Source organism: Actinomadura sp. NAK00032 (assembly GCF_013364275.1).
In the GTDB taxonomy this organism is placed as follows: Bacteria; Actinomycetota; Actinomycetes; order Streptosporangiales; family Streptosporangiaceae; genus Spirillospora.
This window is the reverse complement of record NZ_CP054932.1, coordinates 8075394-8097519: the sequence shown is the minus strand read 5'-3', so window position 1 is coordinate 8097519 and position 22126 is coordinate 8075394. Positions and strand designations below refer to the sequence as shown.

General features: G+C 72.3%; 20 protein-coding genes and 1 other RNA gene. 18 read left to right on the top strand and 3 right to left on the bottom strand.

Going from position 1 to position 22126, the window contains the following annotated elements; translation table 11 throughout:
• Positions 1–72: 72 nt before the first annotated feature.
• Positions 73–1074, bottom strand: coding sequence for a hypothetical protein (locus tag HUT06_RS37125; RefSeq protein WP_176199989.1), 1002 nt, complete (start codon positions 1072–1074; stop codon positions 73–75).
• Between the two features lie 110 nt (positions 1075–1184).
• On the bottom strand, positions 1185–2294 hold the full coding sequence (gene prfB / locus HUT06_RS37120; protein ID WP_176199988.1) for a peptide chain release factor 2: 1110 nt from the start codon (positions 2292–2294) through the stop codon (positions 1185–1187).
• Between the two features lie 249 nt (positions 2295–2543).
• Here prfB and HUT06_RS37115 point away from each other — a divergent pair, with 249 nt between their 5' ends.
• Positions 2544–3593: a hypothetical protein gene (locus tag HUT06_RS37115; protein ID WP_176199987.1), complete on the top strand. Its 1050-nt coding sequence runs from the start codon at positions 2544–2546 to the stop codon at positions 3591–3593.
• A gap of 34 nt (positions 3594–3627) precedes the next feature.
• Here the strand turns inward: HUT06_RS37115 and HUT06_RS37110 are convergent, their stop codons facing one another.
• A complete protein-coding gene (locus tag HUT06_RS37110; RefSeq protein ID WP_176199986.1) occupies positions 3628–3813 on the bottom strand; it encodes a hypothetical protein in 186 nt (61 codons plus the stop codon).
• A gap of 410 nt (positions 3814–4223) precedes the next feature.
• On the opposite strand from HUT06_RS37110, the gene ftsE reads away from it, so the two are divergent.
• The 17 genes from ftsE (at position 4224) to HUT06_RS37025 (ending at position 22118) form a co-directional block, all read left to right on the top strand.
• On the top strand, positions 4224–4913 hold the full coding sequence (gene ftsE, locus HUT06_RS37105) for a cell division ATP-binding protein FtsE (protein WP_021597771.1): 690 nt from the start codon (positions 4224–4226) through the stop codon (positions 4911–4913).
• A gap of 132 nt (positions 4914–5045) precedes the next feature.
• Positions 5046–5951: a permease-like cell division protein FtsX gene (gene ftsX, locus HUT06_RS37100; RefSeq protein WP_138638241.1), complete on the top strand. Its 906-nt coding sequence runs from the start codon at positions 5046–5048 to the stop codon at positions 5949–5951.
• Positions 5952–6014: 63 nt separating this feature from the next.
• Entirely contained in the window at positions 6015–7226 is a 1212-nt protein-coding gene (locus HUT06_RS37095; RefSeq protein WP_254715587.1) for a S41 family peptidase, read from the top strand.
• Between the two features lie 25 nt (positions 7227–7251).
• A complete protein-coding gene (gene smpB, locus HUT06_RS37090; RefSeq protein WP_138638240.1) occupies positions 7252–7752 on the top strand; it encodes an SsrA-binding protein SmpB in 501 nt (166 codons plus the stop codon).
• 9 nt (positions 7753–7761) lie between these two features.
• Positions 7762–9693 (top strand): penicillin-binding transpeptidase domain-containing protein, encoded by a 1932-nt coding sequence (locus HUT06_RS37085; protein WP_254715586.1) that lies wholly within the window; start codon positions 7762–7764, stop codon positions 9691–9693.
• Positions 9694–10007: 314 nt separating this feature from the next.
• Positions 10008–10380, top strand: a transfer-messenger RNA (tmRNA) gene (ssrA, locus tag HUT06_RS37080).
• A gap of 270 nt (positions 10381–10650) precedes the next feature.
• Positions 10651–11232 carry a TetR/AcrR family transcriptional regulator gene (locus HUT06_RS37075; RefSeq protein WP_176199985.1) on the top strand — a complete coding sequence of 194 codons (582 nt, stop codon included), beginning with the start codon at positions 10651–10653 and terminating at the stop codon, positions 11230–11232.
• Positions 11233–11273: 41 nt separating this feature from the next.
• Positions 11274–12440 carry an NAD(P)/FAD-dependent oxidoreductase gene (locus HUT06_RS37070; RefSeq protein WP_176199984.1) on the top strand — a complete coding sequence of 389 codons (1167 nt, stop codon included), beginning with the start codon at positions 11274–11276 and terminating at the stop codon, positions 12438–12440.
• A gap of 186 nt (positions 12441–12626) precedes the next feature.
• Positions 12627–13640 (top strand): class I SAM-dependent methyltransferase, encoded by a 1014-nt coding sequence (locus tag HUT06_RS37065; RefSeq protein WP_176199983.1) that lies wholly within the window; start codon positions 12627–12629, stop codon positions 13638–13640.
• Positions 13637–13909, top strand: a complete 273-nt coding sequence (locus HUT06_RS37060; protein WP_176199982.1) for a hypothetical protein — start codon at positions 13637–13639, stop codon at positions 13907–13909. The genes HUT06_RS37065 and HUT06_RS37060 overlap by 4 nt, the downstream gene beginning before the upstream one ends.
• Positions 13906–14646 carry a hypothetical protein gene (locus tag HUT06_RS37055; protein ID WP_176199981.1) on the top strand — a complete coding sequence of 247 codons (741 nt, stop codon included), beginning with the start codon at positions 13906–13908 and terminating at the stop codon, positions 14644–14646. The genes HUT06_RS37060 and HUT06_RS37055 overlap by 4 nt, the downstream gene beginning before the upstream one ends.
• Positions 14643–15848: an NAD(P)/FAD-dependent oxidoreductase gene (locus tag HUT06_RS37050; RefSeq protein WP_176199980.1), complete on the top strand. Its 1206-nt coding sequence runs from the start codon at positions 14643–14645 to the stop codon at positions 15846–15848. The genes HUT06_RS37055 and HUT06_RS37050 overlap by 4 nt, the downstream gene beginning before the upstream one ends.
• Positions 15845–17266, top strand: coding sequence for an aldehyde dehydrogenase family protein (locus HUT06_RS37045; protein WP_176199979.1), 1422 nt, complete (start codon positions 15845–15847; stop codon positions 17264–17266). Before HUT06_RS37050 ends, HUT06_RS37045 begins: the two co-directional genes overlap by 4 nt.
• Position 17267: 1 nt before the next feature.
• Complete coding sequence (locus tag HUT06_RS37040) at positions 17268–18749, top strand: aldehyde dehydrogenase family protein (protein WP_176199978.1); 1482 nt, start codon at positions 17268–17270, stop codon at positions 18747–18749.
• Between the two features lie 4 nt (positions 18750–18753).
• Positions 18754–19626 (top strand): IclR family transcriptional regulator, encoded by an 873-nt coding sequence (locus HUT06_RS37035; RefSeq protein ID WP_176199977.1) that lies wholly within the window; start codon positions 18754–18756, stop codon positions 19624–19626.
• Positions 19623–20411 (top strand): VOC family protein, encoded by a 789-nt coding sequence (locus HUT06_RS37030; RefSeq protein ID WP_176199976.1) that lies wholly within the window; start codon positions 19623–19625, stop codon positions 20409–20411. The genes HUT06_RS37035 and HUT06_RS37030 overlap by 4 nt, the downstream gene beginning before the upstream one ends.
• A 192-nt stretch (positions 20412–20603) precedes the next feature.
• A complete protein-coding gene (locus HUT06_RS37025; protein ID WP_176199975.1) occupies positions 20604–22118 on the top strand; it encodes an ABC transporter substrate-binding protein in 1515 nt (504 codons plus the stop codon).
• Positions 22119–22126 lie beyond the last annotated feature (8 nt).

Sequence of the window (22126 nt, the reverse complement as noted above, 5' to 3'; positions counted from 1 at the left end):
AACCCGTCGGATGCCGGGACGGTCCTGCTGCAGCGGTCAGAAGAAGCTGGACCGCCCGGCATCCGACGGAGTTCAGGAGCCGTGGGCGAGGACGGCTTTGCGGTACATGCCGTTGACCGTGGCGCGGCCCTTGGGTGGAACGGTGGCCAGGTACTGCACGAGGACGGTGGTGTCCATGCGCGTCCTGGCGGACTTGGCCGGGGCGAGCCCGACAAGATCCCCGCTCACCGACAGCCTGCCCCGTTTCGTGGCGGAGTACGCCTCATTCTGCTTCAGGACATACCAGACGATCGCCCCGCGGTCCTTGGTACGCAGCGCGTAGATCTTGTAGGGCGCGGGGGAGAAGCGGGACGACAGCGTGACGCCGCGTCCGGCGAGGGCCCGTTCGCCCTGCTTGAGCGCCTTGTAGGTCTCGCTGGTGCGCGCCCCGTCCGCCAGCAGGGCGGCGCCGGACGCGCTCGGGCCGTTGGTGAGCAGGGCGGCGTGCGCCTGCGGGAGTTTCGCGGGTGCGACGGCGAGGTGGTCCTGCGCCGCGGGGTCGACCGGGGTGGCGAAGCCCTCCGGGTCGAGGGCGACCTTGGGCAGGGCCGGTTCGGCGATGTAGGGGTCGGCGGCGAGCAGCCACGGCGCGCCCGCCTTGTCCTGCGTGAACAGCAGCGCGTGCCGGATCGCCCGGTCGCCCTTGCCGGTGGTGGTGTCGGCCGCGAACCAGCGCGGGTAGCCGGTGAGGCGCGGGATGTAGAACGCGCTGCTGGTGAACGCCAGCTTCCCGGGCGGCTTGCGGACGGCGCGCCGGAGTTTCAGCGCCGCGACGTCCATCGTCAGCTGCGGGTCGGTCTCGACGGTGCGCAGCGCCTTGGCGCTGAGCCGCTTCCCCGCGAGGTTCAGCCCCTCGGTGAAGGAGACGAGCACCTGCTCGGCCTGCGCCTTGGTGAGCGCGGGCGTCCCCTTGGCCTTCGCCGCCTCGGCGGACGAGCCGGAGCCGGAGCAGCCGGCGGTCAGCGCCGCGACGAGCAGGCAGCCGCCGAGCGCGCCGGCGAGTGGTGTGATCGGAACATGTGTGCGTGCGGCCATGAGGCCCCCCGAATGGCGACGGTTGATCCGCGCGCCATCTTCGCAGAGTGACCGCGCAGTCACGCTGTGAATGGGGGAAGTCCGCTACGCCCCGCCTCGGCGGGACGGGGTCAGGCCGTCTCCTGCTGGCGCATCCAGCGGATCTCGGCCTCGATGAACTCGTCGAGGTCGCCGTCCAGCACCGCGGAGGGGTTGCCCGCCTCGATGCCGGTGCGCAGGTCCTTGACGATCTGGTACGGGTGCAGCACGTAGTTGCGGATCTGCGTGCCCCAGCTGCTGGTGCCCTCGCCGCGCAGCTCGGACATCCTCTCCGCCTCCTCCTGGCGCTTGCGCTCCAGGAGCTTGGCCTGCAGGACGTTCATGGCCGTGGCCTTGTTCTGCAGCTGGCTGCGCTCGTTCTGGCAGGACACGACGATCCCGGTCGGGAGGTGGGTGATCCGCACCGCCGAGTCGGTGGTGTTGACGCCCTGGCCGCCCGGCCCGGACGACCGGTACACGTCCACGCGCAGGTCGTTCTCGTCGATGTCGACGTGGTCGCTCTGCTCCACGACGGGGACGACGTCCAGGCCGGCGAACGAGGTCTGCCGGCGGCCCTGGTTGTCGAACGGCGAGATCCGCACCAGGCGGTGCGTGCCGTGCTCGCCGCGCAGCGTCCCGTAGGCGTAGGGGGCCTTCACCGTGAACGTGGTCGACTTGATCCCGGCCTCTTCGGCGTAGGACGTCTCGTAGACCTCGGTGGGGTAGCCGTGCCGCTCGGCCCAGCGCAGGTACATCCGCTGGAGCTGCTCGGCCCAGTCGGCCGCGTCCACGCCGCCGGCCTGCGCGTTGATGGTGACCAGCGCCTCCCGGGCGTCGTACTCGCCCGACATGAGCGTGCGCACTTCCAGCTGCTGGACGGCCTTGTGCAGCGCCGCGAGCTCCTCGTCGGCCTCGGCGCGCGTGTCGGCGTCGTCCATCTCGCGGGCCAGCTCGTACAGCGTGGCGGCGTCGTCGGCCCGCTGCCGCAGGCCCTCGACCCGGCCGAGCTCGCTCTCCAGGTGCGACAGGCGGCGCGTGACCGACTGGGCGCGCTCCTGGTCGCTCCACAGGTCGGGGTCGGCGGACTGCTCGCGCAGCTCGGCGATGTCGCGGCGCATGGCGTCGAGGTCCAGCACCTGCTCGATACTGGACAGTGTCGCGCCGAGCTCCTTGAGCTGCTCTTCCGGTTCGATGCCTGCCACGGTCCGAGCTTATCGCCGTCCCGGCACTGCTTATCGCGTCCCCGCACGGCTCGGCACGCGGCCGCCGCCTCGCCCGCCGCGCCGTCCCCCGCGCATCTTCCGCGCCGTGCCGATCGCGTCGCCCGCCGGGCGCCCTGGTCGTAGGGTCAATATCATGTGGATGGCAGAATCACGGGCCGAGGAGGCCGGCCGACGACGGCCGGCCGGGAGTCCGGTCCGGGGGACGGGTCCTTGCACAGCTTCCTGAGGATGATCGCGGCCGCGGTGCCGCTCGTCCTGGCGCTCGCGGTCGCGGGCTGCGCGCAGGAGAAGGCGGTCGCGCGGCCGGAGGCCGCCGTGCCCGAGACCTCCCCGCCCGCCCCGGTCCCGCTGACCCCGCAGGTCGCCGGGCAGGCGTTCCGCACCTATGTCACCGACGAGGATGTGGCGCGCTCCGCCGGTGACGAGCGGCTCGCGCTGACGTGGACGTCCGACGGCCAGTCCCAGCTCACCGCGGCCGAGTTCCGCAAGGCCGCCTACGACGGCGACCCGGTGCGGCGTTTCGTTTACGGCAAGCCCAAGCTGTATGTGCCGAAGCTGAAGGACGGCGCCTTCCCGCAGTGGTTCCTGGTGTCGGTCGACAGGTCCGTCCTGGGCGAGTCCAAGAGCAAGAGCAGGCGCAGGGTGCTGATGGCTTTCATCTTGCGCGGGCCGTCCGACCACTGGAAGCTCACGCTCGCGGCCCCGCTGCAGAAGAAGGTCAAGGAGCCGAAGGTCGCGATCGGCGAGGACGGCTACGCGGAGGCGCTGAGCAGCGAAGACGAGTCGCTGCTGATCCGGCCCCGCGACGTCGGCGGGATCCAGGCGACGATCGCCGCGGAGGGCGGCGGCAGCGTCGCCGCCAAGGTGATGGCCTCCAACGCCGTGACGACCGGGTTCTACAAGGACGCCAAGCGTGCGAAGAAGAAGGCCAAGAAGAACGACCTGACGCTCCAGACCGTCTACACCGCGACGCCGTTCCCCTACTTCGCGCTGCGGACGAAGAACGGCGGCGGCCTGGTCGTGTACTCGCTGTTCCGCAACACCTCGCTGGTCGCCGAGGAGCCGGGCGCCCCCAAGCCGGAGATCCCCGAGAACGCCGAGCACCTGCTCGACGGGACGGTCGAGGGCAACGAGGTCGACACCACCGCGACGCTGCACTTCGCGGCGTTCGACCCGCCCAAGGTCAAGGAGAAGGACGACCCGCAGCCGAAGGCGCACATGGTCGCCGACGACGGCGCTGTGACGAAGGCCGCAACCCCGCCCCTCAAGAAGCCGTAGCCGCGGCGGGCCCTAGCCGTAGCCGCGGCGGGCCCTAGCCGTAGACGCGCTGCAGGACGAGGGCTGCGAACAGCAGGCCGATCAGGATCGCCAGGACGAGCGCGGGCGGGAGGGACGGCCCGTGCCGGTGCAGCTCCGACCTGGCCTCCCGGCAGGTGGGGCAGCGCCCTTCCACCACCGGGTTCGAGCACCGAGCGCAGATGAGATGGTCGCAGCTCATGTCGTGGCCCCAATCTCCGGGATCGGTACGCGGGTCCGTGCAGGCGAAGCGTCCGCTTCTTCGGTGTCCGTCCACTTATTAGGTATCTTTCGCCATCATCCAGCGTAGCCGGACTGTAGGGTCGTTCCCGCAAGTCCGGGAGCTTGATGGTAGGAAACGGCCGGACGTCGGGAGACGGTTCACATGGCACTGATCGGACGGAACGCACCGATCGGATGGAGTGACGCCCCCGGATGCCCGTACCGTGCCGAGTGGGCCGAGGTAGTTCCCGGTCCCCTCTACACTGCTCGAAGGCTCCGCGTCCCACCCGGTCGTGAAGCCGGGCGGCGCAGGCAAGTGCTCACGGACGCGTCCGTGGCCGCGGGCCGGGCCGCTCCCCAACCCCTACAGCGAACCGCCGTGATGCAGCCGTGATCCATTTCGACAACGTCACCAAGGTCTACCCGAGCCAGAACCGGCCCGCCCTGCAGCATGTGAACGTCGCCATCGAGAAGGGCGAGTTCCTGTTCCTGGTGGGGCCGTCCGGCTCCGGCAAGTCGACCTTCCTGCGCCTCATCCTGAAGGAGGAGCGTCCTTCCCAGGGTCACGTGCACGTGGCGGGCAAGGACCTGAGCCGGCTGAGCAACTGGAAGGTGCCGCACCTGCGCCGCAGGATCGGCTGCGTCTTCCAGGACTTCCGCCTCCTGCCCAACAAGAACGTCTTCGAGAACGTCGCGTTCGCCCTCGAGGTGATCGGCAAGCCGCGGCGCTTCATCGGCAAGGTCGTCCCCGAGGTCATCGATCTCGTCGGCCTGGAGGGCAAGGCCCACCGGATGCCGGACGAGCTGTCCGGCGGCGAGCAGCAGCGCGTCGCCATCGCGCGGGCGTTCGTCAACCGGCCGATGATCCTGCTGGCGGACGAGCCCACGGGGAACATCGACCCCGCCACCTCGATCGGCATCATGAAGGTGCTGGACCGCATCAACCGGACCGGCACCACCGTCGTCATGGCCACCCACGATGCCGCTATCGTCGACGCGTTCCGCAAGCGCGTCGTCGAGCTGGAGGACGGCAGGGTCGTCCGCGACCAGTCGCGCGGCGTGTACGGCCAGGCGTACTGACCATCTGAACCAACGATTCCCGCCGGGGCGTACGACAGCCCGTAGGCGGGGACCGCCCGCTTCGGGCCGCGTTCCCTCATGGCGCCGTCCCGGGCGCCCGGGCGGACCAAAGGCGATCAAGGACAGCGAGGCATGCGCGTACAGTTCGTTCTCCAGGAGATCTGGATCGGTCTCCGCCGGAACATGACGATGACGATCTCCCTCGTCATCACCGTCGCCATCGCCATGGCGCTCTTCGGCACCGGGCTGCTCCTGCGTCAGCAGGTCGACGCGTCCAAGAGCTACTGGTACGACAAGATCGAGGTCTCGATCTTCCTGTGCGCCAAGACGAGCTCCAACCCCAGCTGCCAGAAGCAGGACGTCACCGACCAGCAGCGGCAGACGCTCAAGGGCAGCCTGGAGAAGATGCCGCAGGTCTCTGCCGTCGAGTACGAGAACAAGCAGCAGGCGTACGAGCGGTTCAAGGACCGCTTCGCCGGGTCGCCGGGGTTCGTCGAGAGCACCCGTGAGGGCGACATCCCCGACTCGTTCCGGGTCAAGCTGAAGAACCCGGAGGAGTACAAGGCGGTCGCGCAGGCGATGCTCGGCCAGCCCGGCGTCGACACGGTCATCAACGAGCAGGAGATCCTGAAGCGGTTCTTCCGGATCCTGAACGGCCTGCAGGTGGCCGCGCTGACGATCGCGCTGATCCAGGTGATCGCGGCGGTGATGCTGGTCGGCAACACCGTGCGGCTGTCGGCGTTCAACCGGCGCCGCGAGACCGGCATCATGCGGCTGGTCGGCGCGTCCAACACCTACATCCAGATGCCGTTCATCCTGGAGGGCGCGATCGCCGGCCTGATCGGCGGCGTGTTCGCCTCGATCCTGCTGGTCTTCAGCAAGAAACTGCTGATCGACAGACTCGCCGGGCAGGTGCAGCTCGTCAGCCAGCTGGGCTGGAGCCAGGTGATCGCGGTCATTGTGGTGTCGATCTGCTTCGGTGTCCTGCTGTGTGCCGTGGCGTCGTTCCTGACGCTGCGCAGATACCTGCGGATCTGACATGCCGTCCGGATCCGGGGGAAGTGCCGGATCCGGGCCGCCCGGCCGCCCTAGACTTGCCGCATGTCTCGGTCCGTGCCGTTTCTGAGGAGGCGGCCAGGCCACGTGCTGCGCGGCATGGCCGTCGCGGCGGCGATCGTCTGCGCCTACGGCGCCGGAGTCGTGAGCGGCTCCGGCGCGGACCGGCACGCGGCCGTCGCGGGCGGCGGCTCCGTGCTGGACGAGGCCGCCACGAAGATCGGCCGCCGCGCGGCGGAGCCGGTCGGGCGCGGCGAACTCGACCGCGCCGCCATCGAGGGCATGCTGCGCGGCCTCGGCGACCGGTGGGCGCACTACTACCCGGCCCGCGAGTACGACGACGTCGAAGGCCGGCTGACCGGCCGCTACAGCGGTGTCGGCCTGTGGCTCGGCGGCACGGGCGGCGACGGTGCGGGGGGCAACGCCCGCACGGTGGTCGCGAGCGTCCAGCCGGGCACGCCCGCCGCGCGCGCCGGTGTCCGCGCGGGCGACGTCGTCACCGCCGTGGGAGGCGCGCCGGTGGACGGCTGGGACATCTCCCGGGTCGCCGAGGCCCTGCGCGGACGTCCGGACGAAGCGGTCGAACTAACCGTCGAGCGCGACCGTCGAACCGAGCGGTTCCATCTCGTCCGCACACCGGTCCCTGGAGGAAACGTCACCGTGACCGATCTTCCGGACCACGCGCGCCGCATCCGCGTCGGCGCCTTCAGCCGCGGCACGGGCCGCGAGGTCCGGGACGCCGTGACCGGGCGGTCGCCGTACGGCCGGCCGACCGGCGGCGTGCTGCTGGACCTGCGCGGCAACCCCGGCGGCCTGGTGGACGAGGCGGTCGAGACGGCGTCGGCGTTCCTGGCCGGCGGCCCGGTGGTGACCTACCAGCCGCGCGGCAGGCCCGTCCAGCGGCGCACGGTCACCGCGCCCGGCGACGCCGACACCCCGCTCGTGGTGCTGGTCGACGCGGGCACCGCGAGCGCCGCGGAGATCGTCGCGGGCTCCCTGCGCGACCGCGACCGCGCGGTGATCGTAGGATCGCGTACATACGGGAAGGGCTCGGTCCAGGAACCGATCGGGCTCGCCGACGGGTCGGTGATCGAGCTGACCGTCGGTCGGTACCGCACCCCGGGCGGCCGCAACCTCGACGGGGTCGGGATCGAACCCGACGTGGCGGTGTCCGCCGACCGCCCGCCGGACGTGGCCGAGCGGCGCGCCCGGACGGTGCTGCACGGCCTGCGCGCGACGATGCCGGGCAAAGACTGACGAGGGCCGGACAAGGACTGATGACGTGGCACGGGACACCGGGCGCAAGAAGGATAAGAAGGACACCGGGCGGAAGATCATCGCCCAGAACAAGCGGGCCCGCTACGACTACCACATAGACGACACGTGGGAGGCGGGCATGGTGCTCATGGGCACCGAGGTGAAGGCGCTGCGCGCCGGCCGCGCCTCCCTCGTGGACGGCTACGCCCACGTCATGGACGGGGAGGTGTGGCTGGAGCACGTCCACATCCCCGAGTACACGCAGGGCACCTGGACCAACCACGCGCCGCGCCGGCGCCGCAAGCTGCTGCTGCACAAGCGCGAGATCCAGAAGATCATCGCCAAGTCGTCCGAACCGGGGTGGACGCTGATCCCGCTCTCCCTGTACTTCAAGGACGGTAAGGCCAAGGTCGAGATCGGCCTGGCCCGTGGTAAGAAGTCCTACGACAAGCGCCAGGCCATCGCCAAGCGGGAAGCCGACCGCGAGATGCAGAAGGCGGCGGCGGCCCGGTTCAGGAGACGGTGAAAGGTGTCGATGAAGAGCCAGGACCATCGGAAACGGCGCCGGATACCGCTGCGTCCGATCGCGATGGGGCTGGGCGGCCTGACCGTCTGCGGCGCGATCGTCGCGACCATGATGCCGGGCGCCCGCGCCGAGCCGTCCGCGATGCCCGCCGTCCGCGACTTCCTGATCGCCTGGCAGGTCGGCAACTACGAGGCCGCCGCCGCCCAGACCGTGGGCGCCGACAAGAAGGAGGTCGAGGAGGCGCTCAGCCGCGTCCGGCAGCAGCTCGACGCGGCCTCGCTGCGGCTGTCCCTCGGCACCGAGGTGGAGGACGGCGGCGTCGACCAGATCGTCAAGAGGGGCGACGAGGCCGACGCGCGCTTCACCGTCAAGATCGACCTGGGTGAGAACGGCCAGCCGTGGGAGTACCCCGGGCTGATGCATCTGCGGCGCGACGGCGGCAAGTGGAAGGTCGCCTGGAGCCCGTCCATCATCAACACCAAGCTGAAGCCGGGGCAGCGGCTCGCCGTGGTGACCGAGGTACCGAAGCGGGCCCCCATCACCGACACGCGGGGCCGCTCCGTGCTGCGCCAGGTCCGCGCCTACAACTTCGGCGTCTACCCCGGCCAGCTCGCCGACCCGGCGAAGACGCTGGAGCAGCTCGCCAAGCAGACCAAGATCGACGGCGGCCGCCGGCTGGACGCCGAGCGCCTGCTCGGCCGCGTCCGCTCCGCCCCGCCGCAGACGTTCCTGCCCCTGCTGACGCTCCAGTCTCCGACGCACAACGCGCTGATCAAGCGGCTGGCCGCCATCCCCGGGCTCCAGTACCAGGAGGTCAGGGAGCCGATCGCCCCCGCGTACGCCCCGGAGCTGGTCGGCAGCCTCGGCCCGGCCACCGCCGACCGGCTGCAGCAGGTCGGCGCCCCCTACCAGCCCGGTGACACGATCGGCGTCAGCGGCATCCAGCTGCTCCAGCAGCGCCGCCTCGCCGGCACGCCCACCATCCGCGTCGTCGCGCAGGACGAGTCGGGCAAGAACACCGAGGAGCTGCGGTCCTGGGAGGGCCAGCAGCCGGAAACGGTCCAGACGACGCTCGACCCGAACTACCAGCGGCGCGCCGACCGCACGCTCCGCGGCCTGCGGTACCCGGCGTCCATGGTCGTGGTGCGGCCGAGCACCGGTGAGGTCCTCGCCGTGGCCAACCACGGGACGAACGGCGAGAACCGCGCGTTCGAGGGCCACTACCCGCCCGGCCTGGCGTTCGGCATCGTGTCCGCCGAGGCCCTGTTCTCCCAGGCCCGGCTCGACCCGTCCACCGAGACCACCTGCCCCGGCTCCCTCACCGTCGGCGGCAGGACCTTCACCAACAAGGCCCGCGGCGAGACCACCTTCTCCAACGCGTTCGCCGGGTCCTGCAAGACGAGCCTCGCGCAGCTCAGCGGCAAGCTGGACGCGCAGGCCCTCGTCCGGGAGGCCGGCCAGTTCGGCCTCGGCAAGGACTGGGGCCTCTCGGTCCCCGCGTTCACCGGCTCCGTGCCCACCCCCGCCAACGAGGGCGAGAAGGCCGCCACCATGGTCGGCGAGGGCAACGTCGAGGTGAGCCCCCTGTCCATGGCGCTCGTCGCGTCCGCCGCGTACACCGGCACCTGGAAGCCGCCGTACATCCTCAGGGACATCCCGAAGACCGTCCAGGCGCCGCCCGCGCAGAGCCTGCCGCCCGAAGCGGTCGCCAGCCTCAAGCGCGTCCTCACCCGGACCGCCACCCACGGCAACGCCCACCGCGCCCGCGTCACCGGAGACGTCACCGGCGTCGCCGCCTACACCGCCTACGAGCGCGGCGGCGGCAAGAAGGGCGTCTCCTGGTTCGTCGGCTCCAGCAGCGACCGCGCCTTCGCGATCGCCGTCGAGGGCCCCGTCAACACCGCCAAGCTCGCCGCCAAGTTCCTCCGCCCGGGGTCCTGAGCCGGTTTTGGCATCTCTTTACGGACGGGACGCAACCATCCCCCCGCCCGCGGGCGTCTTTCCGGGTGACTGAGACTCCGCTTGGGGGGTTGCGGACTCAGTCGCCGTGATGAGACCAGAGCCTCGTCTCGGGGGAGGCTCTGCCGTCCGGACCGGCCCGACCCTGCCGGTCGGCCCCGGTGGGCGCGGCACATCCCGCGCCCACCGGGGCTCACGGCTGTCCTGCCGGGGAATGGGATTGCCCGCGCACGCGTTACCCTAGTAACGTCATCGTGCGGACGTCCCCCGGGACGCCTGCTTTGACAACTCAACATGGGGGTGACCGGCTTCGACTTCGGTCGTTCGAGCCAGGGGAAGCGGGTCGAGGGTTGCTGTCGTGACCTCGTTAATCCTGTGACAGCAAACCAATAACTGCCAACAAGAAGCAGTCCGAGTTCGCCCTCGCCGCCTGAGCGAGGAGCGAACTCTGTCAGCCCGGTAGCGTCTCCGAGCCGGGGTCTGGCATCGTAAGGAGACTCCACCTATCGACCCGGTCGCGGGGCCGGTAGGGAAACCAAACAGCGACTGAGTCCGTCGGCGACACGCCTGCGTGAGCGCCGGGACTGAGAAAGCGACAAGCAGGCTGCACCCGGAGAAGCCCTGACCCATCACCGAAGGACGCGGGTTCGATTCCCGCCACCTCCACGAGTATCGGGAGTGGTGTGCCTGCCGAAAGCGCAGGCCGCCACTCCTCGTCATTTCTGCCTGGGGGCGCCCCCCAGACCCCCGATGTGGGGGCTCCGCCCCCACGCCCCCTCCCAGTTGATCTTCGCTGACAGGAGCGGCGGTTCGCGCTGATGCGGGCCGCCGCTCCTTTGTCATGTGCGCTCGAAGGCCGGCCGCCCCTTGCACCTCTAATTCCCCGCGCGTAGAATAAAAATTCCTCACGTGGGGAACTGTCGTCGTCGAGGAGGCGTGATGGCCGGACGCAGGCCGGGGCCGAGTGATACCCGGGCGCTGATCCTCGGCGCCGCGACGGCGCGGTTCACCTCGCGGGGGTACGAGGCCACGAGCATGCGGCAGATCGCCGCTGACGTGGACGTGGATCCCGCGCTCGTGCGGTACTTCTTCGGCACCAAGGAGAAGCTGTTCGCCGAGATGGCGGCCGCGGTGATCCGCCCCGACGAGGCCGTCTCGATGCTGGCGGCCGGGCCGCGGGATGAACTCGGCGAGCGGCTCGTCCGCTACTTCCTCGGCCTGCTCGGCGGCGTCGACGCGCCCGGCCCGCTGCTCGGGCTGATCCGCTCGGCGGTCACCCTGGAGCGGGCCGCCGCGCTGCTGCGGGAGTTCCTCGCCGACCGGGTGCTCGGCCCGATCGCCGAGCTGGTCGGCGAGGACGAGGCCGAGCTGCGCGCGGCGCTGGCCGCCAGCCAGCTCGTCGGGCTGGCGATCACCCGCTACGCCCTGGCCCTGCCGGCGCTCACCGCCGCCGAGGCCGAGCACCTGGTCGCCTGGGTGGCTCCCACCCTGCAGCGCTACTACACGGGCGACGCTCCGTAACCCGGAACGCGCCCGGCGGTGACGTCCCAGAGAGGTGTGTCATGACCGGACTCCCGAAGACGACCGATGTCCTGATCGCCGGTGCCGGGCCCACCGGGCTCGCCCTGGCCGCGACGCTGTGCGCGGCGGGCATCGAATGCTGCGTGATCGACGGTGTCGAGGAGGGCGGCAACTACTCGCGCGCGGTCGGCACCCTGCCCCGGTCGCTGGAGATGCTGCAGCGGATCGAGGTCGGCGAACGGCTGGCGAAGGCCGGCAACCATGCCGAGCGGATCCGGATCTTCTCCGGCGAACGCGACCGCAACATCGCCACGCTGCGGTTGGACCGGCTGGACACCGCGTTCCCCTACGCCGTCCTGCTGCCGCAGCACACCACCGAGGAGATCATCCTCACCCGGCTCCGGGAGCTGGGCGGCGCCGTCCACCGGCCCCTGACGCTGAGCGGCATGGAACAGGCCGACGACCAGGTCGTCGCGGCGGTGACGGACGCCGAGGGGGAGGAGCGCACCATCCGCGCGAAGTACCTCGTCGGCGCGGACGGCACGCGCAGCGGCGTCCGAAAGATGGCCGGGATCCCCTTCCCCGGGGAGACGTTCCATCAGACGTTCATCCTCGCCGACATGGAGCTGAGCGGTGGATCTCCCGCGGATGAGATCCACCTGTTCTTCTCCCGCCCCGGTGCCGTGATCATGGGCCGCATGCCGGGGATGCTGCACCGGGTCTGCCTGTCGGTCGACCGGCTGCCCGACGAGATGACCGCCGCCACCGCGGAGACGCTGCTGCGGCGGCGCGCCCCGGCGCAGCGGGCCATCCGGGTGCTGCGTGTGGCGCACGACTCCCACACCAGGATCCACCACCGGGTGGCGCAGCGGTTCCGCGCCGGGCGGGTCTTCCTGGCCGGCGACGCCGCCCACGTCAACAGCCCCATCATCGGCCAGGGCATGAACCTGGGAATCCAGGACGGGATCACCCTCGGCGACGTCCTGGTGAAGGCCATGAACGGGGAGGAGAGCGCCCTCGACTCCTATGAACGCGTCCGCCGCCCGATCGCCGTGGACGCCGTCGGCACCACGCGGCGCCTCAACGCCCTCGCCACCCAGCGCGCGCCATGGAAGGGCGCCCTCCGGGACATGGTCCTCCCCCTCACCGCGTTCCCCCCGGTGAACCGCAAAATGATCTACCGGATCAGCCGCCTCGTCGACCGCTGATCCGGCGGCCGGCCGAGCGCCCCCCGCAGAGGGATGTACAGGGCGGCTCAGGTGTTGTTAAGGTCACGTTCCACGTGAGCGGAACGCCTGTTCCGCTGGGCGGATCAATTCGACGGACAAGGGGATTGGTTCATGCGTCCAGGTTCAGGATCGAGCGGGGCGGCGCCGCGCGGGCGGGTCGGCACGATGACGGCCATACCGGAGTTCGACGATGAGAGCCGTCTCGACTTCGTCGAGGGGCTGCGCCGCTTCACGTTGAGGGAGATCAACCCCGTGGCGGCGGGCGCGGTCCGGGAGCGGGCCGCCGAGCGGCGGCCGGGGAACCTGGACGAGCTGCGGGCCGCCGCGGAGTCCGTGCCGCTGGTGGGGCTGCGGAACCGGTTGCTGCGCTCCACCCAGGACCTGAACTGGGCGCAGGTGGTGGCGGCCTACGAGCCGCTGCGGCCGGCGCTGGAGGCGGAGCTGGACGAGGCCGCCGGGCGCGGGCCCGGCCGCCTGGAGCTCGCGGCGGACTGGGAGCACCCCGGCTACTCCGCCGACGTGCACTTCCACCGCCAGCCGGGCGGTTACCACGACGAGCCGCTCGCCGGCTACATCTACCACTACGGCACGAAGGTCTTCCACCTCGGGACCAACGACCGCGACGAGGCCAAGATCGCCCGCGCCCGGGAGGTGCCCGCGCCCGCGGACGGGTCCGTCGCGCGCGTCCTGGACATCGCCTGCTCCATCGGGGCCATGACCGTGGCCTTCAAGGAGCGCTGGCCGGACGCCGAGGTGTGGGGGATCGACGCGGCCGCGCCACTGCTGCGGTACGCGCACGCGCGCGCCGTCCGGCTGGACGCCGACGTCGTCTTCTCCCAGCGGCTGGCCGAGGACCTGCGCTTCCCCGACGGCACCTTCGACGTCGCCTATCTCGGCACGATCCTGCACGAGGTCCCCTGGGACGTCGCGCTGCGGGCGGTCGCCGAGGCGCGGCGCGTGCTGCGGCCCGGCGGCGTCCTCATCGTCCACGAGATGCGCCAGCCCGACGACCCGCCGGACCCGTGGGCGACCTACGACCGCGACTTCGACACCCGCTTCAACGGCGAGCCGTTCGCGTTCCGGTTCGTGCACGGCGGGATCGGCGCCGAACTGGAGCGGCTGTTCGCCGCGGTCGAGTTCACCAACGGCCGGACCGCGACGTGGGTGTGCACGGCATGAGCGAGCACACCGGGAACTGGCGGGTGGACGGCCCGCAGCCGCTCGGCGCCTTCGTCGGCGAGGGCGTCAACGACCAGCTCATGCAGATCAGCGTTCAGCTCGCCGCCGAGCTGTGGGCGACGCGGCGCCGACTGGCCGCGCTGGAGTCCCAGCTCGTGGCCGGGGGCGCGGTCGTGTCGCCGGACGCGATCGACGCGGACGGCGGGATCGGCGACCGGGCGGACCGGGACGCCTTCATCCAGCGCGTCTTCGGCGGGCTGGCCACGTGACGGTCCGCGTCGGGATCGTGGTGCCGTCCGCGAACCCCACCGTCGAACCGGAGACGCGGCGGCTGCTGCCGCCGGGCGTCGAACCGTACGTGGCGCGGATGGCGGCGCCGCCGGGCCTGGACCTGCCCGCCCGCCTCGACTGGTACGGCGCCAACGCGGGCGAGGCGATCGCGACGCTGGCCGGGCTGGACCTGGCGGCGGTGCTGGTCGCCTGCACCGGCGCGACGTACCGGCTCGGTCCGGACGGCGACCGGCGGTGGTCGGACGCGCTCGCGGAGCGGTACGGCGTCCCCGTCGTCACCTCGGCGGGCGGCCTGCTCAGCGCGCTGCGCGCCGCCGGCGTGGACCGCGTGTCGGTCGTGTCGCCCTACCCGTCCTGGCTCACGGGTCAGTGCGAACGGTTCTGGCGCGCGGCCGGGATGCGGGTGGACGTCCACGAAGTGCGGGGCGGCCGCCCCATCTACGCCACCGGAGACGACGACGTGCGTGACGCGGTGCGGGGCGCGCTGGGCACCGCCGGGTCCGGGCACGCCGTCGTGGTCGCGGGCACCGGTGCGGCCAGCCTCGGCGTGCTCGACGAACTGACCCCGTCCGGTTCGCTGCTGCTGTCGTCCAACCTCGCCGGGACGTGGGCCCTGTTGCACGCGGCGGGCGCGTCGTCGACGCTCGCGGCGTCGACCGGAGCGCTCGCCCGGCTGGCCGAGGAGGCCCTCGTTCAGGAAGGCGGGGTCCGATGACCGCGTCCGTGATCGTCGTCGGGGCGGGACCCGTCGGCCTGGCCGCCGCGCTGGCGCTGGCCGCCGAGCGGGTGCCCGTCACCGTGCTGGAGGCCGAGCAGGCCGGGGTCCGCAAGGAGTGGCGCGGTTCGACGCTGCACCCGCCGACACTGGCACTGCTCGACCGCGTCGGCGTCGCGGCCGACGCCGTCGCCCACGGCGTCCGTGTGGACCGCCTACAGTTCCGCGACCTGCAACTGCCCGACCGCGCGATCTTCTCCTACAGCGTGCTGGAGGGACGGACGCCGTTCCCGTTCCGCGTCCAGTACGAGCAGTACAAGCTGCTGCGGCGGTTGCGCGACCTCGCCGAGGCGTCCCCGGAGGTGGACCTGCGCCAAGAGCACCGCGTCGTCGGTCTGACCGGTGCGGAGGACGGCGCGACGGACGCCACCGTGACGCTGGCCGATGGCTCGCGCCTGACCGCGCCGTACGTCATCGCCGCCGACGGGGCGCACAGCGCGCTGCGCAAGCTCGCCGGGATCGGCTTCCCCGGCGACACCTACCCGTCGCAGAGCCTGGTCGCCGCCACGCCGTTCCCGTTCGAGGAGGCGGTGGACGACCTCGGCCCCGTCTCCTACTGGAGCGGCCCCCGCGGCCGGCTGTCCCTCATCCGCACCCCGGACGTGTGGCGCGTCGCGATCAGCACCACCGCCGGGACCGACACGGCCGCCGGTTCCGAGGGGCCGCACCCCGAGCTGGCGGACGCCCTCGACCTGCTGGTCGGGGACCGGAGCTGGGCCCGCGACCCGCTCCAGCAGCACCAGTTCTACCGGAGCCACCAGCGGGTCGCCGACCGGTTCCGCGCCGGCCGGCTGCTGCTGGCGGGCGACGCCGCGCACCTGTCCAGCACGACCGGCGGCATGGGGCTGAACTCCGGCGTCCACGACGCGTTCGACCTCGCCGCCCGGCTCGGCCCGGCGCTGCGGGCGGGCGGCGACGGCGGCGCCGAGGCGGACGCGTACGCGGCCGCCCGCCGGGACGCCGCCGTCCGCGTCGTCCAGCCGGCGACCCGGACCGTGCGCGCGGGCGTCGACGCCACCGCCCGGGATGCCCGGCTCGCCCGGCTCCGCGACCTCGCCGCGACCGCCGCCGACCCGGCCGCCGGCACCCGCCACCTGAGCGCCCTGAGCATGCTCGACGCAGTCGAAGGAGTGAGCCGTTGACCGCCGTCCTGTCGCCCATCACGGGCGAGGTGATCGAGGACGTCGCCGCGACGACGCCGAGCGGGCTGGAGGCGGTGCTGCGCGCCGCCGAGGCCGCCGCGCCGCACTGGCGGGCCGTCCCGGCGTCCGAGCGGGGCCGGCTGCTGGTGGAGATCGGCCGCCGGATGCGGGCGCGCGCCGCCGAGATCGCCGAGCTGGAGACGCTGAACACCGGCAAGCTCCCGGCGGACACGCGCCGCGAGGCCGACCGGGCCGCCGCGTGCTTCGAGTACTACGGCGGCTGGGCGGACAAGGCGCACGGCACGGTCGTGCCGGTCCCGGGCGCGTTCCACACCTACACGACGCGGGAGCCGTACGGGGTCGTCGCGGGCATCATCCCGTGGAACGTTCCGTACTTCTTCGCCGCGAAGAAGATCGCGCCCGCGCTCGCGTTCGGCAACGCCGTCGTGCTCAAGCCCGCCGCCGAGACCCCGCTCACCGCCCTGCTGCTCGGCCGGATCGTCGGCGAGGTCCTCGCCGAGGCCGGGCATCCGGCGGGCGTCGCGCAGGTCGTGCACGGCGGCGGCGACCTCGGCCGCGCGCTCGTCGAGGACCCCCGCGTCCGGCTGGTGGTGTTCACCGGCTCGGACGCCACCGGCGCCCGCGTCGGCGCCGCCGCGGCCGCGCACTTCGCCCCGTCCGCGCTGGAGCTCGGCGGCAAGTCCCCGCAGCTGGTGTTCGCCGACGCCGACCTGGACGCCGCAGCGGCCGGGATCGTCGAGGGCTTCACCGGGTCGTGCGGGCAGATGTGCATCGCCGGCTCGCGCCTGTACGTGCAGCGCGAGGTGTTCCCCGACGTCCTGGACCGCGTCGCGCGGCGGGTCGGGGAGCTGCGCGTCGGCGACCCGCGCGAGGCCGGAACCGAGGTCGGGCCGCAGGTGACCGCCGACCAGGCCGCAAAGACCCGCGCGTTCGTGGACGGCGGCACCGCCCGCGGCGCACGCGTCGTCGCGCAGGCCGGGACGCCCGCCGGGCCGGAGCTGGCGGGCGGCAACTGGGTGGCGCCGACCGTGTTCACCGGCGTCCCCGCCGGCGACCCGCTGCTCACCGAGGAGGTCTTCGGCCCGGTGCTGTGCGCCGCGCCGTTCGACGACGAGGACGACGCCGTCCGCCTCGCCCACGACACCCGGTTCGGGCTCGGCGCGGGGGTGTGGACCGGCGATCCCGGCCGCGCCCACCGTCTCGCCGACGCCCTCCGGGTCGGGACGGTCTGGGTGAACACCTACCGGATCCTGTCCGACATGGTGCCGTTCGGCGGCGTCGGCGCGTCCGGATACGGGCGCGAGGGCGGAACGGACGCCGTCCACCTCTACACCTGGACCAAGAGCGTGTGGCTCGCCACCTCGCCCGGCGTCCCCGCCGGCTACCGGAAGGACTGAGATGCGCCCCGCGCTCGCCCCCGAGATCGCGCACCGCGCCGGACCGTTCGTGGACGGGCGGGTCGTCCCGGCCCGGTCCCGCGCGGTCGTCGAGATCGTCTCCCCGTCCGACGGGACGGTCGTCGGCAGCGTCCCGGACGGGTCGGCCGCCGACGTGGACGCGGCCGTCGCGTCCGCCCGCGCCGCCTTCGCCGACCCGCGCGGCTGGCGGACCTGGGAGCCCGCCGACCGGGCCGCCGCGCTGGAGCGGCTCGCCGACCTGCTCCAGGAGCGCGACGCCGAGCTGACCGTGCTGCTCGCCCATGAGATCGGGCGGCCGGTCGGCGGCGGGCCCGCCCGCGCGAACCGCGCCGCGGAACTGCTGCGCTACTACGCGGGGATCGCCCGCTCGCTCGTCGTCGACGAGCTGCGCCCGGTGCCGGAACGGCGGGGCCCGGGCAGCGTCCGGCGCTCGATCGTGCGCCGCGGCCCGCGCGGCGTCACGGCGGCGATCGTGCCCTACAACGGGACGCTGCCGATGGGCATGTACAAGATCGGGCCGACCCTCGCGCTGGGCGGTACGGTGGTGCTGAAACCGCCCCCTCAGGCACCGCTGGAGGCATTCCTGTTCGCCGAATGCGCCGCCGAGGCCGGGGTGCCCCCAGGGGTGGTCAACGTGGTCACCGGGGGGCGGGAGACCGGTGCGGCGCTCGTCGGCCATCCGGGCGTCGACATCGTCGGCTTCACCGGGTCGTCGGAGGCGGGCCGGCACATCGCGGCCCGCTGCGCCGCCGCGCTCACCCCCGTAATCCTCGAACTCGGCGGCAAGTCCGCCGCGGTCCTGCTGGAGGACGCCGACCTCGACCGGTTCGCCGCGGCGCTGCCGTTCCTGGCCTACACCTTCAGCGGGCAGAACTGCTTCATCCAGAGCCGCGTGATCGTCCCGCGCCCCCTGCTGGCGGAGGTCACCGAGCGGGTCGCGGAGGTGTCGGCGTCGCTGCCCGTCGGCGACCCGTTCGACCCCGCCACCCGGCTCGGCCCGCTCATCTCGGCCGCGCACCGCGACCGCGTCGAGGGGCTGATCGCCGCGGGCCGGGCCGAGGGCGCCCGGCTGGTGTCCGGCGGCGAGCGCCCGAAGGGCCTGGACGACGGCTTCTACCTGACGCCCGCCGTGTTCACCGACGCGAGCAGCGGGATGCGGATCTGCCAGGAGGAGGTCTTCGGCCCCGTCGTGACGGTCATTCCGGCATCCGACGAGGACGAGGCCGTCGCCATCGCCAACGACACCGACTTCGGCCTGGCCGGGTCGGTGTGGAGCGCCGACGAGGCCCGCGCCCTGCGGGTGGCGGCGCGGCTGGACACCGGGACGGTCGGCGTCAACGGGTTCGGTTTCAACACGGCCGCGCCGTTCGCGGGGCGCCGGTCGAGCGGGCTCGGCACCGAACTGGGTCCGGAGGGCTTCGAGGCGTATGTCCAGTACCAGAGCTTCCACCTGGTCGGGTGATGGGATGTCCACTGTGAGCGTCAGCGGAAGCGTCAACGAGGGCGCGCAGAGCGCCGAACCGGTCAAGGGCCAGACGGTCACGGGGGTCGACCGGGTCCTCGACATCCTCATCTACCTCGGCGAGGCGGGGCGGCCCACGCTCGGCGTCACCGAGATCGCCGACGGGCTCGGGCTGTCCAAGGCGGTCGTCCACCGCAGCCTGACGAGCTGCCGGGCCAAGGGCTTCATCACCTTCCACCCGTCCACCCGCCGCTACAGCCTCGGCCCCCGCATCGTCAGCCTCGCGCTCGGCTACCTCGACCGGATCGACATCCGCGCCGAGGCGCGCCCGGTCCTCACCGAGCTGTCGCGGGCGACCCAGGAGACGACGACGCTGTCCACGCGCTCGGGCTGGCACCGCGTCTACGTCGACCAGGTCACCCCCGACCGCGACGTGAAGATGATGGTGCAGCTCGGCGCCGCGTTCCCGCTGCACGCGGGCGCGTCGTCCAAGGCGTTCCTGGCGTTCCTGGACCCGGCCGAACGCGAGCAGTACCTGGCGTCGCAGCCCATGAGCAAGCTGACCGGCAACACCATCACCCAGCGCCCCACCCTGCGCGAGGAGCTGGCGCACATCGCCGAGGTCGGTTACGCGATCTCCTACGGCGAGCGCGATCCGAGCGCGGGCTCGGTGGCCGCGCCGGTGTTCGGGCCCACCGGGACGCCGCTCGCGGTGATCTCGATCGCCGGGCCGCTGGAGCGGTTCCGCGGCGAGGTCGACCGGCTCGCGGACCTGGTGCAGCAGGCCGCCGCCGACCTGACGGCCCAGGTCGGCGGGCAGGCCGGCGGGCCGGGTGGCGGGCAAGGCGGCGGGTCGGCCGGGGAGCGGCCGCAATGATCGACTCCGTCACCGTCGTCACCGCCGATCTGGACGCCGCCGTCGCGGCCTACCGGGAGGGCGTGGGGCTGGAACCGGGCGCGGAGCACCGGGTGAGCGGCGGGCCGGTGCCCGAGCTGGAGGGCCGCCGCTCGGTCGTGCTGTCCGGCACCGGCGCCGGCGGCGCGGTCCGGGCCGTGGAGATCCCGGGGGCGCGGGCGCCGGAGCCGCTGACGACGCTCGGCTGGGCCGCCGCCGAGATCCTGGTGGCCGACGCCGACGAGGCGACGGCGCGGGCCCGCGCCGCCGGGCTGCGCGTCCTGGTCGAGCCGCGGCCGGTCGGGGCCGGGGGAGGGCTGCGGGCCGCGCAGGTCGCGGGGCCGGCCGGGGAGGGGGTCTACCTGACGCAGGTCGACCGGGCCCCGGAGGGGTTCACCCTGCCGCGCCCCAGCGGGCCGGTGGGCCCGGTGTTCATCGCGGTGCTCGCGTCCGGCGACCTGGAGACGTCGCGCGCGGCGCTGGAGGAGCGCCTGCCCGCACGGAGGGTGACGGACCACCGGTTGCCGGTGCGCGTGCTGAACGCCCAACTCGGCCGCCCGGACGGGACGCTGCACCGCATCAGCACCCTGCAGCTCCCGGAGCGCTGCGCGGTGGAGGTCGACCAGTACCCCGCCGACGTGGCGGCGGCCCCGGGCCGGCGGTCGCCGCGCGACGGCGGGATCGTCCTCGTGACGCTGCGCGGCGGTGGGCCGAGCGGGGTCTGGAACGTTTCCGGCGCCGGCGGCGCTTTGATGGCGTCCATCTGATCCACCCGTGTCCGGGGGAGTGCGGACTGTTGTGTCCGCGCGCTCGACAATTGTCGAAACAGCTGTGTTACCTGCGTGTTTCGTTTTCGATGACCCTTGACACTGTGGCGTATCTCATCCTACCGTTCCACTGAGCGAGTTAAGTGTTCCGCTCAGAGGAACAATGGAGGGCTTGTGGCTAGAGGCATTGCAGTGCGGGGCGGAATGGCCCTCGTCCTCGGAACAGCGCTCGCCGCGTGCGGCGGCGGCTCGGGAAGCGGTGGCGGCCAGACCCTGCGGGTCGGCGTCGACTCGCTCCCCGCCTCCCAGGGAAACCCGTTCAACTCCGCCGTCTCGCCGGGCGTCTACACCTACGCCGCGATCTACGACCCGCTCACGTTCGTGAACGAGGCCGGCGAGGTGAAGCCGTGGCTGGCGACCGAATGGAAGACCACGTCCGACACCGCATGGAGTTTCACGCTCCGTGACAACGTCACGTTCTCCAACGGCGAGAAGCTGACCGCCCAGGGCGTCGCGGACGTGGTGAACTTCCTCAAGCAGAACCCCGAGGTCAAGCAGTCGGTGGTCGCCAACGACCTCGCGACGATCAAGTCCGCCAAGGCGGCCGACGCCAAGACCGTCGAGATCACCACGTCCGTCCCGGACCCGGTGCTGCCCAACAAGCTGACCGAGCTGATGATCCCGGCGCCGAAGGCCCTGACCGAGGGCGGCGTGAAGGGCATCGCCGCCACCCCGGTCGGCACGGGACCGTTCCAGGTCGAGAACTGGGGCGGCAACAAGATCACCCTCAGCGCGTTCGAGAAGTCCTGGCGCGCGCCGAAGGCCGCGAACCTGGAGATCCAGGCGATGCAGGACCCCGCCTCCCGGCTGCAGGCCCTGCAGTCCGGTCAGGTCGACCTCATCACCGGCGTCTCGCCCGACCAGGTCGACCAGATGAAGGGCTCGATCCAGGCCGAGGCCAACCTCGGCAACCAGGTGATGTCGCTGGCGTTCCGCAACGTCAAGGGCGACGAGAAGATCGACTCGCCGCTCACCGACAAGAAGGTCCGGCAGGCCCTCAACTACGCGGTGAACAAGCAGGCCATCGCCGACAACCTGCTGCTCGGCAAGGCCGAGCCCATCGGCCAGGGCCCGACCGAGAAGGTCGTCGGCCACAACCCGGACGTGCGGGCCTACCCCCACGACCCGGCGAAGGCCAAGGCGCTGCTCGCCGAGGCGGGCCACCCGAACGGCTTCAAGATGAGCGCCGACGTCGTCGTCGGCTCCTTCCCCGCCGACGCCGACATCTACCAGGCCGTCAAGCAGGACCTCGCCAAGGTCGGCGTCGACCTCACGCTCAACCAGATGAACTTCCCGACCTGGATGCAGCGCTACACGGGCAACTCCTGGAAGACCGAGGCGTTCGGGCTCTCCTGGAACGCGCTGCCCACCATGGACCCGACCCGGGCCATGAGCAACTTCACCTGCCTGCGCGCGGCGACGTTCTTCTGCGACGAGCCGACCGCCGGCCACCTCAAGTCCGCGCTCACCAACATGGACGCCGACAAGCGCGCCGAGCAGCTGCGCGCGGTCGTCGCCGAGATGCACGACAACCCGCCCGCGCTGTTCCTGGTGCACCAGATCACGATCGTCGGCAAGTCCGCCGACCTGCAGGGCGCCAAGGACGACAACCGCTTCTTCCGCTACGACCAGATGGCCAAGAAGTGAAGGACACC

Excerpts from the sequence above, each read along its gene's own strand:
- HUT06_RS37035 (WP_176199977.1), top strand. The coding sequence starts at position 18,754 with ATGTCCACTGTGAGCGTCAGCGGAAGCGTCAACGAGGGCGCGCAGAGC.
- HUT06_RS37070 (WP_176199984.1), top strand. The coding sequence starts at position 11,274 with ATGACCGGACTCCCGAAGACGACCGATGTCCTGATCGCCGGTGCCGGG.
- HUT06_RS37110 (WP_176199986.1), bottom strand. The coding sequence starts at position 3,813 with ATGAGCTGCGACCATCTCATCTGCGCTCGGTGCTCGAACCCGGTGGTG.
- HUT06_RS37030 (WP_176199976.1), top strand. The coding sequence starts at position 19,623 with ATGATCGACTCCGTCACCGTCGTCACCGCCGATCTGGACGCCGCCGTC.
- HUT06_RS37075 (WP_176199985.1), top strand. The coding sequence starts at position 10,651 with ATGGCCGGACGCAGGCCGGGGCCGAGTGATACCCGGGCGCTGATCCTC.
- HUT06_RS37050 (WP_176199980.1), top strand. The coding sequence starts at position 14,643 with ATGACCGCGTCCGTGATCGTCGTCGGGGCGGGACCCGTCGGCCTGGCC.
- HUT06_RS37115 (WP_176199987.1), top strand. The coding sequence starts at position 2,544 with ATGATCGCGGCCGCGGTGCCGCTCGTCCTGGCGCTCGCGGTCGCGGGC.
- HUT06_RS37095 (WP_254715587.1), top strand. The coding sequence starts at position 6,015 with ATGTCTCGGTCCGTGCCGTTTCTGAGGAGGCGGCCAGGCCACGTGCTG.
- ftsX (WP_138638241.1), top strand. The coding sequence starts at position 5,046 with ATGCGCGTACAGTTCGTTCTCCAGGAGATCTGGATCGGTCTCCGCCGG.
- HUT06_RS37060 (WP_176199982.1), top strand. The coding sequence starts at position 13,637 with ATGAGCGAGCACACCGGGAACTGGCGGGTGGACGGCCCGCAGCCGCTC.
- HUT06_RS37065 (WP_176199983.1), top strand. The coding sequence starts at position 12,627 with ATGACGGCCATACCGGAGTTCGACGATGAGAGCCGTCTCGACTTCGTC.
- HUT06_RS37085 (WP_254715586.1), top strand. The coding sequence starts at position 7,762 with ATGAAGAGCCAGGACCATCGGAAACGGCGCCGGATACCGCTGCGTCCG.
- HUT06_RS37125 (WP_176199989.1), bottom strand. The coding sequence starts at position 1,074 with ATGGCCGCACGCACACATGTTCCGATCACACCACTCGCCGGCGCGCTC.
- HUT06_RS37040 (WP_176199978.1), top strand. The coding sequence starts at position 17,268 with ATGCGCCCCGCGCTCGCCCCCGAGATCGCGCACCGCGCCGGACCGTTC.